At 72.4% G+C, this 13,357-nt stretch carries 14 protein-coding genes and 1 pseudogene; 6 read left to right on the top strand and 9 right to left on the bottom strand.

The annotated features are described in order from the left end of the window. The first annotated feature begins 97 nt into the window (after nucleotides 1-97). Nucleotides 98-1,336: an FAD-dependent oxidoreductase gene (locus ACFY01_RS29545; protein WP_390738798.1), complete on the top strand. Its 1,239-nt coding sequence runs from the start codon at nucleotides 98-100 to the stop codon at nucleotides 1,334-1,336. Between the two features lie 259 nt (nucleotides 1,337-1,595). Here ACFY01_RS29545 and ACFY01_RS29540 read toward each other — a convergent pair whose 3' ends face one another. Further along, entirely contained in the window at nucleotides 1,596-2,099 is a 504-nt protein-coding gene (locus ACFY01_RS29540; RefSeq protein ID WP_390738797.1) for a hypothetical protein, read from the bottom strand. Between the two features lie 154 nt (nucleotides 2,100-2,253). On the opposite strand from ACFY01_RS29540, the gene ACFY01_RS29535 reads away from it, so the two are divergent. From ACFY01_RS29535 to ACFY01_RS29525, 3 genes are all read left to right on the top strand, one after another. Then, nucleotides 2,254-4,581, top strand: a complete 2,328-nt coding sequence (locus ACFY01_RS29535; RefSeq protein WP_390738796.1) for a GH92 family glycosyl hydrolase — start codon at nucleotides 2,254-2,256, stop codon at nucleotides 4,579-4,581. 74 nt (nucleotides 4,582-4,655) lie between these two features. Next, the gene (locus ACFY01_RS29530) at nucleotides 4,656-5,147 is read left to right on the top strand and encodes a peptidylprolyl isomerase (RefSeq protein WP_390738795.1); all 492 of its coding nucleotides are present in this window, start codon (nucleotides 4,656-4,658) and stop codon (nucleotides 5,145-5,147) included. 383 nt (nucleotides 5,148-5,530) lie between these two features. Beyond that, the gene (locus ACFY01_RS29525) at nucleotides 5,531-5,851 is read left to right on the top strand and encodes a hypothetical protein (protein ID WP_390738794.1); all 321 of its coding nucleotides are present in this window, start codon (nucleotides 5,531-5,533) and stop codon (nucleotides 5,849-5,851) included. Between the two features lie 7 nt (nucleotides 5,852-5,858). On the opposite strand, the gene ACFY01_RS29520 is transcribed toward ACFY01_RS29525, so the two are convergent. Further along, entirely contained in the window at nucleotides 5,859-6,791 is a 933-nt protein-coding gene (locus ACFY01_RS29520) for an SDR family oxidoreductase (RefSeq protein ID WP_390738793.1), read from the bottom strand. 124 nt (nucleotides 6,792-6,915) lie between these two features. On the opposite strand from ACFY01_RS29520, the gene ACFY01_RS29515 reads away from it, so the two are divergent. Then, nucleotides 6,916-7,491 carry a helix-turn-helix domain-containing protein gene (locus ACFY01_RS29515; RefSeq protein WP_390738792.1) on the top strand — a complete coding sequence of 192 codons (576 nt, stop codon included), beginning with the start codon at nucleotides 6,916-6,918 and terminating at the stop codon, nucleotides 7,489-7,491. On the opposite strand, the gene ACFY01_RS29510 is transcribed toward ACFY01_RS29515, so the two are convergent. The 7 genes from ACFY01_RS29510 to ACFY01_RS29480 form a co-directional block, all read right to left on the bottom strand. Beyond that, nucleotides 7,476-9,320: an ABC transporter ATP-binding protein gene (locus tag ACFY01_RS29510; RefSeq protein ID WP_390738791.1), complete on the bottom strand. Its 1,845-nt coding sequence runs from the start codon at nucleotides 9,318-9,320 to the stop codon at nucleotides 7,476-7,478. The two genes, ACFY01_RS29515 and ACFY01_RS29510, sit on opposite strands and share 16 nt — an antisense overlap. Beyond that, complete coding sequence (locus ACFY01_RS29505) at nucleotides 9,317-9,754, bottom strand: lasso peptide biosynthesis B2 protein (protein ID WP_390738790.1); 438 nt, start codon at nucleotides 9,752-9,754, stop codon at nucleotides 9,317-9,319. The genes ACFY01_RS29510 and ACFY01_RS29505 overlap by 4 nt, the downstream gene beginning before the upstream one ends. Further along, nucleotides 9,751-10,005 (bottom strand): lasso peptide biosynthesis PqqD family chaperone, encoded by a 255-nt coding sequence (locus ACFY01_RS29500; RefSeq protein ID WP_390738789.1) that lies wholly within the window; start codon nucleotides 10,003-10,005, stop codon nucleotides 9,751-9,753. The genes ACFY01_RS29505 and ACFY01_RS29500 overlap by 4 nt, the downstream gene beginning before the upstream one ends. A 52-nt stretch (nucleotides 10,006-10,057) precedes the next feature. Further along, nucleotides 10,058-11,908 carry a lasso peptide isopeptide bond-forming cyclase gene (locus ACFY01_RS29495; RefSeq protein ID WP_390738788.1) on the bottom strand — a complete coding sequence of 617 codons (1,851 nt, stop codon included), beginning with the start codon at nucleotides 11,906-11,908 and terminating at the stop codon, nucleotides 10,058-10,060. Nucleotides 11,909-11,934: 26 nt separating this feature from the next. After that, entirely contained in the window at nucleotides 11,935-12,045 is a 111-nt protein-coding gene (locus ACFY01_RS29490; protein WP_107407388.1) for a keywimysin-related RiPP, read from the bottom strand. Nucleotides 12,046-12,331: 286 nt separating this feature from the next. After that, nucleotides 12,332-12,505 (bottom strand): hypothetical protein, encoded by a 174-nt coding sequence (locus ACFY01_RS29485; protein WP_390738787.1) that lies wholly within the window; start codon nucleotides 12,503-12,505, stop codon nucleotides 12,332-12,334. 20 nt (nucleotides 12,506-12,525) lie between these two features. Beyond that, complete coding sequence (locus ACFY01_RS29480; RefSeq protein WP_390738786.1) at nucleotides 12,526-12,807, bottom strand: hypothetical protein; 282 nt, start codon at nucleotides 12,805-12,807, stop codon at nucleotides 12,526-12,528. Between the two features lie 187 nt (nucleotides 12,808-12,994). Here ACFY01_RS29480 and ACFY01_RS29475 point away from each other — a divergent pair. Continuing rightward, nucleotides 12,995-13,261, top strand: a pseudogene (locus ACFY01_RS29475) (SDR family NAD(P)-dependent oxidoreductase); the annotation flags it as partial. Nucleotides 13,262-13,357: the final 96 nt, after the last annotated feature.

Below are 13,357 nucleotides of genomic sequence, written 5' to 3'. Positions count from 1 at the left end.
TCACGAGCAGGCTACCGCCCGACCGGATCGAGGACCCGTCGGTGGACTACAATATTCACCAAGCGATGAATTGGGATCTCCCGAAGGGCAGGCTGCGATGGAGCGGACCACGTGCTGCGTAGTGGGGGGCGGTCCCGCCGGCATGGTGCTCGCGCTGCTGCTGGCCCGGGCGGGCATCGACGTGACGGTGCTGGAGAAACACGGTGACTTCCTGCGCGACTTCCGCGGCGACACCGTGCACCCCTCCACGCTGGCGCTGCTGGACGACCTGGGGCTGGCCGAGCGCTTCGCCCGGCTGCCACAGCGCCGGGTACGCACCATCCAGCTGCCTGTCGGGACCGACCGGGCGAACGTCACGGTCGCGGACCTCGCGGTGCTGGGCGGCCCGTACAACTACGTTGCGATGGTGCCCCAGTGGGATCTGCTGGACCTCCTCGCGGACGAGGCCGGACGCGAGCCCTCCTTCCATTTGCGGATGAGCACCGAGGCGACCTCGTTCCTGATGGAGGGCGGTCGGGTCACCGGGGTGCGCTACCGCACCTCCGACGGCCGCGCCGGCGAGCTGCGCGCCCACCTCACCGTCGCCTGCGACGGCCGCGGATCACTGGCCCGCTCGCTGCCGGAGCTGGGACAGCGCCGCTTCGGCTGTCCGATGGACGCGTGGTGGTTCCGGCTGCCGCGGCGCGAAGACGACCCACGTGGACTCGTCGGCGGCGCCGGTGACCGCTTCCTGACCGCGATGATCGACCGCGGGGACTACTGGCAGTGCGCCGCGCTCATCCCCAAGGGCACCGACAGCCGGCGTCGCGCCGCCGGCCTCGACCGCTTCCTCGACGACTACGCCGCCGCCGTGCCCTGGATCGCGGACCGGACGCACCACCTGCGCTCGTGGGACGACGTCAAGCTCCTCGACGTGCGCCTGGACCGGCTGCGCCGCTGGCACCGCCCGGGCCTGCTGTGCATCGGCGACGCCGCGCACGCGATGTCCCCGGTCTTCGGCATCGGTATCAATCTCGCCGTCGAGGACGCCGTGGCCACCGCCCGCCACCTGGTCGAGCCGCTGCGCCACGGGCGGGTCGGACTGCGCGACGTACGCGGTGTGCAGCGCCGCCGCCGTCCCACCACGGTCCTCACGCAGGCCCTCCAGCGGGTGGCCCATGCCCGCGTCATCACTCCCGTCCTCCAGGGGCAGCCACCTCTGGGCAGCGTCGACAGGGCGCGGCACATGGCGGGTCTGCTCGCCGGGTCACGGTTCGCACGCCGTCTTCCCGCGTACTTCATCGGATACGGCGCGCTCCGCGAGCGTCCCCCGGCCGCGGCGGTCCGCAAGCCCTAGGCCGATCGCGGCCGGGCGTCCCGGGCTTCGGACCCGCGCGCCGACTCGCACGCGTCCGCGGGGGCGAGCAGAGCGCGGGACCCGCCGGACGAGCGCCGAAAGCGACACCACGCGCGGGGCCGCGGTCACCGAACTCCCGGGCCACGACAGCCTCCCGGCAGGCAGCCTCCTCGACGGCCGCCTGACGGGCCGGCTCCCGAAGGCCGTTGCTCCTCGAACCGGACGACCCCGCTCGTCCGCACGACCCGCCCGCGCGCGCCTACTCCGCCGAGCCACCCGTTCCGGGGTTGACGGCGGAGAAGAGCCTGCCGATGGCGTCCCGGGAGCGACGCGGGTCCGCCTCGTCCAGTGCCGCCAGGGCGGCGGCAGCGGCCACGCGTACGGGGGTGGGCAGTGCGGCCTCGGCGGCGATCCGGTATGCGGCGCCGCGCCGGGCCAGCCGCTCCTCGGCGGTCACTCCCCCGGCGCTCATGGGGAAGACGGCTGCCTCGTACTGGGCGACGACGGCGAGGAGGCCGTGGGAGAGGCCTTCGGCATAGCCGCGAGCCATCGCCTCCTGTTCGGCCACGGCGAACCTGGTCATGACACGCCGCCGCACGAACACGGAGCCGGTCAGGCAGACGGCCCCGGCCGACAGGCCGGCGAGAACCGACGCCGTCCAGCCGCCGAGGAGCGCGCCCAGCACTCCGCCCGCCACCACGACCAGGCAAGTGATGCCGCTCCAGAGCAGTACGAGGGCACGAGCGGGCGTCAGGGTCGTCATGCCGTGCAGTGTGCCAGGACCGTCGGGGCCGGGTCGCGACGGGTCCGCACGCCGAACTCCCCTGCCCGCCCCCACTCTTGACGAGTACACGCACAACGCGAAGAATGAGCGGGCCGCTCTGACAACGTTGTCCAGGGGAGGGGTACGGACGCCCATGAGATGGACTCAGCGCATTCGCGGTGCGGGCACGGTGATCGCGGCGGTCGCTCTCCTCGGCGGGGCCCTCACCGCGCCCGCGGCCGAGGCCGCCGCCGACCGGGACGGCCAACTCACCGACCTCGTCAACCCGTTCATCGGAACCGAGAACGAAGGCAACACCTACCCCGGCGCGGCCGTGCCCTTCGGGATGGTGCAGTTGTCGCCGGACACCGGGCACAACACCGGTTACGACCACGCCCAGAATCACATCCGTGGCTTCTCCCTCGTCCATCTCTCCGGCGTCGGCTGCGGCCTGGGCGGCGACCTGCCCGTGCTGCCGACCACCGGCGACGTCACGGAGACCGACTACGCGAAGTACGAGGCCGAGTTCAGCCACGACACCGAGAAGGCGAGCCCCGGCTACTACAGGGTCGGGCTCAAAAGCGGCATCGACGCCGAACTGACCGCGACCGCGCGCACCGGAGTGCAGCGCTACACCTTCCCCGCGACGGACAAGGCCAACGTCCTGCTCGACGCCGGCCAGTCGCTGCACCGGACGGTCGCCTCCAAGGTCGAGGTCCTCGACAACCGGACCGTGCGCACCGCGATCACCGGCAGCGGCTTCTGCCAGGACACCAAGCCGTACACCGTCTACACGATCACCCGCTTCGACCGCCCCTTCACCGCGTACGGCACCTGGGACGGGGCCACGGTCACCGGCGGGTCGAGGACCGGCCGGGACGGCGCGTACGTCCGCTTCGACACGACCGGGGACCGGACCGTCGAGGCGACCACCGCCCTGTCGTACGTCGACGCCCACGGCGCCGCCGTCAACCTCCGCGCCGAGGGCGGCCGTTCCTTCGACCGGGTGCGCGACGCCGCACGGCGGGCGTGGGAGGACCGGCTCGACGACGTGCGTGTGCGGGGCGGCAGCGACACCCTCCGCCGTACGTTCTACTCGTCCCTGTACCGGTCCTTCCTCGCGCCGAACGTCGGCGGCGACGCCGACGGCCGCTACACCGGCCGGGACCAGCGGATCCACCGCGCGCGGGGCTTCACGTACTACCAGAACTGGTCCCTGTGGGACACCTACCGCACCCAGTCCCAGCTCCTGTCGCTGCTCGCGCCGCGTGAGGCCCGGGACATGGCGATATCCGTGATCAAGATCGACGAGGAGAGCGGCTGGCTGCCCAAGTGGGGGTACGGCACGGTCGAGACGAACATCATGACCGGCGACCCGGTGACCCCGTTCCTCACCAACGCGTACCAGCAGGGCTTGCTGAAGGGCTATGAGGACCGGGCCTACCGCGCCCTGAGGAGGAACGCCGACGGGGTGCCGCCCGCCGACTCGCCGGCCGTGGGCCGCGAGGCGAACGCGGCGTACATCGCGGACGGCTTCGCGCCGTACATCAAGGGCCGCCCGCACGCGAAACCGGGAGACTCGGACTACGACCACGGCGCGTCCGCGACACTGGAGTACGCCCTCTCGGACGCCATGCTCGCCGAGATGGCCCGCGACCTCGGCCATGCCGCCGACGCGGCGCGCTACACCGCCCGTGCCCAGAACTACCGCAGGGTGTTCGACGCCACGACCGGCTTCTTCCGGGCGCGCGACGCCTCCGGCGCCTTCACCGGGCCGGACGACCCGGCCAGGAGCGAGGGGTTCCACGAGGGCACCGCCTGGCAGTACCAGTGGCTGGTGCCGCAGGACCTGCCGGGCATGGTCGCCCTGATCGGCGGCGAGCAGGCGGCCAACGACCGGCTGGACTCCTTCTTCGCCTACGACCAGCTCGTGCGGGATCCCGCCAGGACCGCCCGTGAGGTATGGGTGAACGGCCCGTACGACTACTACAACGCGGACAAGTACAACCCGCAGAACGAGCCCGACCTCATCGCGCCCTACACCTATCTCTCGACCGGCGAGCCGTGGAAGACGACGGACGTGGTGCACGCCGCGCTGACCCTGTTCACGGACAGCCCGACCGGCATGACCGGCAACGACGACCTCGGCACGATGTCCGCCTGGAACGTGCTGTCGTCGATCGGTCTCTTCCCGGTGCAGCCCGGCTACGACACCTGGGGCCTGTCCACCCCCGTCTTCGACCGCGTCGACCTCACCCTCGACCGGCGCTACTACCCCCACGGGGCGCTCACGGTGACGGCGCCCGGCACCTCGGACGCCCGCCGCTACATCCGGTCGGCCCGCGTCGACGGCAACGCCTACGACCGCACGTACCTGACGACGCACGACCTGCGGCGCATGCGGTCACTCGCGTTCGCGGTCGGCGCCGAGCCGTCCGGGTGGGGCACGGCCGCCCAGGCCGGACCGCCTCCGCTGAACTGACCGAGCCGACACGTCACGCCCTTGGGCATGCCCTCCGGGAACGCCGGGCACTGCTTGACGATAGGTTGATCGCCATGAGCGAGAACGTTTACTTCGACATCACCATCAACGACGCTCCGGCCGGCCGGATCGTCTTCCGGCTCTTCGACGACGTCGTGCCCAAGACGGCCAGGAACTTCCGCGAGCTGGCCACCGGCCAGAACGGCTACGGTTACGCCGGTTCCTCCTTCCACCGGATCATCCCGCAGTTCATGCTCCAGGGCGGCGACTTCACCCGGGGCAACGGCACCGGCGGCCGCAGCATCTACGGCGAGAAGTTCCAGGACGAGAACTTCAACCTCAAGCACGACCGCCCCTACCTGCTGAGCATGGCGAACGCCGGCCCGCACAGCAACGGGTCGCAGTTCTTCATCACGACCGTCGTCACCGACTGGCTCGACGGCAAGCACGTCGTCTTCGGCGAGGTCGTCGAGGGCCAGGAGCTCGTCGACCAGATCGAGGCCCTCGGCAGCGGCAGCGGATCACCCAAGGGGAAGGTCACGATCGCCGCGAGCGGGACGGTCTAGTCGGCGCGGCCGGTGCGGCGGGCCGGTTCGGTGCTCGCCCGTTCCCCGGGCGGGTCAACCGGCCCGCGCCTGCCGCGGTGGCGTCCCACGAGGAGAGCACGCTCACCTCAGCTCATCCTCAGAAGATCAGCAGAATGATCGCCTCCGCCAGGGCCCTGCCCTACGGTCGACGGGTCCGACTGCCGCAGGAGCAGTCCCCAGCGGATAGGCGTCTCTCGGAGATCCCGGCTCGTCGTACGACGGTTCTCTCATCGGCGGCGGCAATCGCCGCCCTCGCCGCGCTGGCCGTCGGCTGTGCCGGCGAGCACGGCGACAGCCGTCGCCCCTCCCGCACCCCTGCACCGGCCTCCCCCTCCCCCGCCCAGAGCGTTCCCGGGGAATCCGTGACCGAGGCTCCGGTCCTGGCGGAGGGAGAAGTCCTCGCCCAAGTGGCCGACGCCGGCGGCAGCCGGGAAATGGACATCCGGGGCGGGACCGGGCCCGGCGCGCTGTCGGTCCTCGTCAAGTGCCAGGGCAAGGGACGACTGACCGTCTCCGTCGAACCGGCCGGGGTGAGCTTCCCGTTGGGCTGCGTGGACGGAAGAGTCAGCAGCATCCTCAACCGGCTGGACGTGAAGCGCGCCCACGAGCACGGCACGCTGAGCGTCGCCGCCTCGGCCGGCGTCCGCTGGGCACTCACCGTCGGACGGTCCCGCGGACGGTAGGAGCGACCTACTCGGCGGTGTCGTGGAAGTAGTGGCCCTTGTCGAGGTCGTCGACGAGCCCGGGGCCCGCCGGCTGCCAGCCCAGTAGTTCGCGCGTCAGGGTGCTCGAAGCCGGGCTGTCGAGAGCGATGAAGCCGGCGAGCCAGCCGAAGTGTTCGGCCGCGGCCTCCGGCGCGACGGTGGCCACGGGGACATCGAGGTGGCGCCCGATCACTTCCGCGACGGTGCGGATCGGCACCCCCTCTTCGGCCGTCGCGTGCAGCACCGACCCGGCCGGAGCCTTTTCCAGGGCGAGGCGGAACAGGTGGGCCGCGTCGGAGCGGTGCCCGGCGGGCCAGCGGTTGGTCCCGTCTCCGACGTGGCCGGAGACGCCCTTGGCGCGGGCGATGCCGATCAGCGCGGCCATGAAGCCGTGGTCCCCCTCGCCGTGCACCGTCGGAGGGAGCCGGACCACGGACGAACGGACGTCACGGGAGGCGAGGGAGAGCGTCAGCCGCGCGGTGTCCAGCCGGGTCCGCGGACCGTCGCCGAGATGATCGAGGGCCAGGTGGGGGCCGGTGTCCTCCTCGGTGGCGACGCGTCCCGGGGTGAGCCCGAGTATGCCGGAGGCGAGGACGAACGGCCGGCCGGAACCCGCGAGTGCCTCGCCGAACGCCTCGACGGCGCGGCGGTCCGCGTCGGCGGCGCCCTGGAAGTCCCCCGAGAAGGCGATGTCGTGCTTGAAGGCCAGGTGGATCACGCCGTCCGACTCGGCGGCCGCGCTCCGCAGGACGTCGAGATCGTCCAGGGTGCCGCGCCGCACCTCGGCCCCGGCCGCGGTGAGGGCGGCGGCCGAAGAGTCGGAGCGGGCGAGCCCGACGACCTGGTGGCCTGCGCCGATGAGTTCGGGAACCACGGCGGAGCCGATCCAGCCGGAGGCACCGGTGACGAATACGCGCATGAGAAGCCCTTCGCATGGGTCGACCGCCCTCGGCGCGGCGGATGGCCGCACCCCCGGTCGACGTCAGTGACTGACATCGACCGTAACACCGATGTCAGTCACTGTCATCACGTAAGATCAGGCCATGGGGCGATGGGAGCCGAACGCGCGCGGGCGACTGGAGCAGGCCGCACTGGAGCTGTACGGCGAGCGCGGATACGAACAGACGACGGTGGCGGAGATCGCCCAGCGGGCCGGGCTCACCGAGCGGACCTTCTTCCGGCACTTCGCCGACAAGCGGGAGGTCCTGTTCGCGGGCGCCGCCTCGCTCCAGGAACTGTTCGTGAGCACCGCCTCCGGGGCGCCCGGGTCCGCGGCGCCGATCGACGCGGTGGCCGCGGCTCTCGAGGCCGTCGCCGCGAGGTTCCAGGAGCGCCGCGCTCACGCCCGGCAGCGCCATGCGGTCATCGTCGCCAACGCGGAACTCCAGGAGCGCGAGCTGATCAAACTCGCCGCACTGTCCGCGGCACTCGCCGACACCCTGCGCGGGCGCGGCGTGAAGGAGCCGGCGGCGAGCCTGACCGCGGAGGCCGGGGTCGCCGTCTTCAAAATCGCGTTCCAGCGCTGGATCGACGCGGACGACGAGCGCGACCTCGGGCACCTCGTCCGGGAGTCGCTCGACGAACTCAAGACTGTGACAGCGGGTCACGCGCGGCCCTGAGCGGGGCGCAGCATCTGGCTCGCGGCCAGGTTCCGGTACAGGGGGCTGCTGGTCAGGAGATCCTCGTGGCGGCCGCTCGCCGTGGTGCGGCCTTCGTGGAGTACGACGATGTGGTCGGCGTGCTGCACGGTGGACAGGCGGTGTGCGATGACGAGGAGGGCGCACTCCTGGGCGACGTCCTTCATGACGGTGGTGAGCGCCGATTCGTTGATGGCGTCGAGGTGGGAGGTGGGCTCGTCCAGCAGGAGGAGGGCGGGGCGGGCCAGCAACGCGCGGGCCAGGGCGACGCGTTGGCGTTCGCCGCCGGAGAGGGTGCTGCCCCGTTCACCGATGACGGCGGCCAGACCACCGGGCAGCCGGTCGACGACCTCTTCGAGCCGGGCGAGTTCGACGACGCGCCGGATCTCCGCTTCCGTCGCGTCGGGCACGGCGTAGGTGATGTTGTCGCGCAGGGTGCCATGGACGACATGGGTGTTCTGGTCGACGACGGCGATGCGTCGCCGGCACGCGTCGCGGCCGAGTTCGCCTGCGGGCCGGCCGTCGAAGAGCACGGCTCCGGCGTCCGGCTCGTAAAACCTCGCCACCAGTGCGAACACGGTGCTCTTGCCGGCTCCGGACCGGCCCACCAGGGCGACGTGCCGGCGGTGGGCGACGGTGAAGGAGACACCGCGGAGCACCGGACGTGCCGGGTCGTAGCCGAAGTGGACGTCGTCGAGGGCGAGGGCGGGCCTGCCGGTGGCGGGGCGCTCGCCGGTGGCGGACGGCCTGACCCGGTCCGGGGGGCGGGTGCGGTGGCCCGGACGTACCGGTGCCGTCTGTTCGACCGGCAGGTGGAGGACCTGTTCGATGCGCTGGTAGGCACCCATTCCGCGCTGGACCAGGCCCGCCGCGCGGAAGACCGAGGACAGCGGCAGGACGAGGTAGGAGGCGTACAGCAGGAAGGCGACGAGGTCACCGAGGGAGCCCGCGTGGCCGTTGACGCGCAGACCTCCTACGACCAGGACGACGAGGAACGATCCCTGGACGGCGAGTTCGACCGCCGGGCTCATGACGGAGGCGAGCTTCGCGGTGTGTACCCCGGCGTCGTAGGCCGCGTCGACGCGTGCGCCGATGGTGGCCGCCTCGCGCTCCTCGGCGCGGTGCACACGGACCATCGGCAGGGCGCCGAGGGCCCGCTCCAGGTCGGCGGCGAGGGCACCGACCGAGCCCTGCATGTGTTCGGAGGCGCGTCGGATGCCGGTGAGCAGCGAGGCGACGATCACGGCGGCCGCGGCCACGGTGACGGTCACCAGGAGCAGCAGCAGCGGGTCGAGCCAGGCCATGAGGACGACGGCCCCGGCGGCGGCGAGGCTGCCGGCCACCAGGTCGACGAGTGCCTGGGAGACGACCTCGCGCAGCAAGGTGGTGTCGGCGGTCACCCGGGAGATCAGGTCGCCGTTGCGGTGCCGGTCGTACTCCCTCATCTCCAGTCGCAGCAGGCGTGCGACCAGGCCGTGGCGGAGCTGGCGTACGACGCCTTCGCCCATGCGTTCCAGGAGGAACCGGCCGATGGCTCCTGTGGCCGCTTCCGTGACGAACAGGACGCCGAGGAGGGCCAGCAGCGGCCAGATGATCCGCGTATGACCGCCGGCGGCGTCGACGAGGTCCTTGGCGACGAGCGGCTGGGCCAGTCCCAATGCGGAGCCGACGAGGGTCAGGACGGTGGCGACGGCAATGGCGGGCCGGTGGCCGGCGGTGAGCCGGTACATGGTGGCCACCGCCGTCCGGGTGGACCTGTCGGCCTCGGCGGCCATGGCGCGCCCGCCGCCCGGCACCGCCGTGCCGGTCATCGGTCCCCGGGCCGTGGGAGCGGCGCGACGGCCATCAGGCGGGCGAAGTAGCCGTCCGGCACGCCTTCCCCGACGGGGCGGCCGTCCGCCTCGATCCAGGCGTGGGCGGTGAAGGGCGGCACGACGCGTACCCCGGTGCACCAGGTCGGCCACGTTCCGCCGAGCCGGCACAGCAGAGCCGCTCCGAGGGAGCGCGGCAGGCAGCCCTTCGGCCCGGCGCAGCGCAGGCTGGCGGCGCACATGGCGTCCCGCGCGTCCTGCGCCTGAGCGGTGGTGGCGGGGGCCGCCCCGCGGCACAGGAGGCCGAGCACGGCGCGGATACGGCGGGGCGGCAGGAAGGAGAGGGCGATCGCGGGCAGCAGGACCAGGCGGGCGGCCAGGCGTCGGGTCGCGGGTACCCCGGTGGGGCGTTCCAGCGCACTGGGCGTCGTCATGAGGCCAGTTCCGCGCCGCGCAGCTGCCGTACGAGCGTCTCGACGTCGGTCAGGGCCTGTGCCAGGTCGATGTCGAACTCCCTGACCAGGGCGGCGGCCGCGTCGGCTGCCTCGCCGCCGTCGAGCAGGGTGCGGACCACGAGGGTGGCCGTCGGGTTCAACTCCCAGTAGGCGCCGGTCCGTTCGTCCAGCAGCACTGTGCCGTAGTCGGTCTCGGCCGTGGTGACGTCGGCGCCGAACCGCAAGGGCATGGGTGGCCGCCTTTCTGAGGTGGTCGATGACTTCGGGTCGGTCAGGGCCGGTTCAGGGGTGGGGGGACGTGCGGGCGCCACGGGACAGGCCCCGGAGCCATACCTCGGCGGCGATGGTGGAGTAGAGGATGGCGTCGGACAGTCCCCGGGAGGCGGGGCGCTGGGCGAGACGGCGCAGTGCTGCCGGGTCCACCAAGCCGAGGTCCGCCAGCCGGGAGTCCTCCCACAGTGCCAGCAGGTCGGCGCGGTGTTCCCGCAGCCCGTTGGCCGCGTCCATGGAGGCCGTGGCCTTGTTGGTCCGCCGCAGACAGGCCTCGGGCACGATCCCGCGCATGGCGGCGGTCAGGACCGGCTTGTACTGCCAGGGTGTGACGCGCTCGCTCGGCCGTACGGCGAGGCACGCCTCGATGACGCGGTCGTCGAGGAAGGGCGAGGCCATCGGCAGGCCGGCGCGGGCCGCCATCCGGTCCCACTGGCGGATGACGCGAGTGCAGGAGCGGATCTGTTCGAGGTCGGTGTGCAGGCCGCGGTCCGGGTGCAGCGGCTCGGCCGTCGCCGCCGCATCGAGCAGGGCCCTGCGGGCCAGTCGCTCGGCATCGGGGGTCACCCAGTCGAACAGGCGCGGCGCCATCCCCCAGCCGAGGCCGGTGGCGACGGACGGGGGCGACGGGTCCCGCAGGTGGCCGGCGGCGTCGGCGAGCCACCTGCCGTAGGGCCGGGAGTCGGCGAGCGCGCGGGCCGTGCCGGCCGGCGGCCAGTGCCACAGCGTCCGGAAGCCGCGCAACCGGCGCAGGGCGAACAGCGGGCGGGTGCGCAGCAGCCGGTGGTAGTAGGCCTCGGAGCACCAGGCCACGTGGTCGCCGCCGATTCCGGTGAGGTGCAGCCGGCTGCCGCGCGCGGCGAGGCCGGGCAGGTGGTACAGGACCCGGGAGCGGTCCATGACGCCGATGGTGGGCTCGTCCAGGAGGTCGTCGATGCCGAGCAGGTCCTCGTAGACCAGCGGGGACGCGTCGGCGTCCCAGATCACGTGCTCGACGTCCGGCAGGTGTGCCGCCGCCCGCTCCGCCCAGTGGAGGTCGGTGTCGGCGGGATCCCGTCCCGGCCAGGTACTGGCCACCACGCGGGCGGGAGAGCGCTCGGCCAGGAAACAGACGGAGGTGGAGTCCAGGCCGCCGGACAGGTCGCAGCTGACCACGCCGCCCTGCCGGGTACGCGCGCCGACGGCTTCCCGCAGCGCCGTGCGGATCCGGGGTGCCGCTTCGGCGAGGGGTGTGACCGGCTCCGGCGGGGTCCACCAGCGGGTGTGGCGTACGGTGCGGCCGTCCGCGGCGATGATCACAGCGTCCTGCGGGGGCACGGCGGTGACCTCGCGCCACAGGGATGTCTCGAACAGCGGGTAGGGGGCGGGCCACAGCAGGCGCACGGCCAGCTCCTCGACGTCGGGGTCGAGGCGCAGGGCGCCGGCGAGGGTGTCGGCGCGGCTGGCGGCCACTCGTGAACCCTCGATCTCGGCATGGAAGACCAGGCGCAGGCCGGAGGCGCTCCCCTGGACCCTGACTCGACCGTCGAGGGAGGCGACCAGGTGGAAGCTGCCGGGCAGTCTGCGGGCCAGCGCGTCGAGTTCCGCGAGGTCACGCAGGCGTGCGGTGTGGCGGCGCAGTTCGTCGGCGCCGACGGGGCAGCAGCCGATGACGGCGATGGCGGCGTTGCCGGTGCTCGCGGTGACGATCTCGTCGTCGTGCCAGTCGCCGACCAGCCAGGGCCGGCCCGACGGGTGGGTGAGGGTTCGGCTCGAGGGGCGGGTGAAGGAGCGGGCCACGGCGGCCGCGTCCGCGAGGTCGGTGAAGACCGCGAAATGCGCGTCGCCGGGGCCCGTCCCCGCACTTGCGTGCACTTCAGTCATGACGTCGGATCAAGGACCGTCGCTCGTCAGTTCTTGCTGAGGATCAGCCGGTCGTTGCCGTGGCGCTGGAGAAGTCCTGTCTCCTTCCGGAACGTACCGAGTCGGACGAGCGTCGGTGCCTCGTAAGCCTTCTTCATGACGTCTCCTCACGTGATCTTCTTTTCGCCCGCCGCCTCTGGCCGGCGGGCGATGGGCACGGCATCTAGCTACGCCCAAGGCGCGAGATCACGACAAGACCACCCATGAAAGTCGGACAATATGCGAAAGCTTATTCTTTGCCAGTTTTTACCCTCTTCGCTTGTCACTGTCGGCAAGGGTGAGGTGCGGCGGCGGGCTGTCCGCGCGTACGAAGGAACGTCACACCGGACGCGGACCGCGTGAGGGAGCCGCCGGGGCGCATTCGACCCCGCCGGCGTGCTCCCTTCATGCGGGCCTGATGTCGTCCCGTTCGCCCTCCGCCTGGGACGGTTCGGTCCTGGGGACTTCCGGGTGCTGCTCCATGGCCGCGCGTTCGGCCGGTTCGTCGCGCTCGCCCTCGGCCTGCGAGGGTGTGTGAGAGTACAGCCAGGAGTCGTACTCCGAGGCTCCGGTCTTCATGACGAGCCCCTCTCTTCCGCTCAGGTCTCGATCACGGCATCGCAGTCGGGGCACACCACGGACGCGTACTGCGGGGAGTACCAGGGCGCTCCGGGGTGCTCGGCGGGCCTCCAGGAGGCCGTCCGCATGGCGAAGGTGTCCTTGCCGCAGAAGGTCCGCGGCCCGGTGGAGGAGGACATCCCCGGCGCGGCGGGCGCCGCGTGCACCTTGCGGACGGACTGCTCCTCACCGCCCTGCGTTCCCGAGGAGGCGCGCGCGGCCTTCGGCTTGTCGAGCTCGTACACGACGACGATCCCGCTCATGTCCCCATGGTAGGCGGGCCGTGGCGGGCGGGCCCCATGGACACCACCGTGGCACCGGGCCGGCCGGCGGGCTGGGGGCCGCCTGTGCCCGGGCCCTGGCGGGCGCCGGGGCCCGGCCGACCGTGGTGGACGTGGCCGAGGCGAAGCGAAGTCACCGCGGGACGATCCGGCGCTCGCGGACGCCAGGGTGCGGGTCTTCCCGGCCGATGTGACGAGCTCCGCTGCGTGCGAGGACGCCGTCGCGGCGGTGGCCGGCGAGCTGGACGCGCTGGTGCACGCGGTCGGAACGAACGACCGCCGCCCGGTGCTGGACACCCCCGACCAGATGTGGGACCGGATCGTCACGCTGAACCTGTCGAGCGCGTTCTGGACCGGGCGGGCCGCGGGACGCCTGATGCGTGCGGCCGGGCGGGGCAGCATCGTGTTCTTCTCGTCGGTCTCCTCCCGACTCGCGCACAGACACCACGCCCCTTATGCGGCGAGCAAGGGCGGCCTGGACCAGCTGGTGACGCGGTCGCCCCGGGCTGCACGGAGACCGAGCCGACCAGGG

Source organism: Streptomyces sp. NPDC001480, assembly GCF_042894725.1.
Classification (GTDB): Bacteria; Actinomycetota; Actinomycetes; order Streptomycetales; family Streptomycetaceae; genus Streptomyces.
The sequence above is the reverse complement of the archived record's forward strand: the minus strand, read 5'-3'. Positions and strand labels throughout refer to the sequence as shown.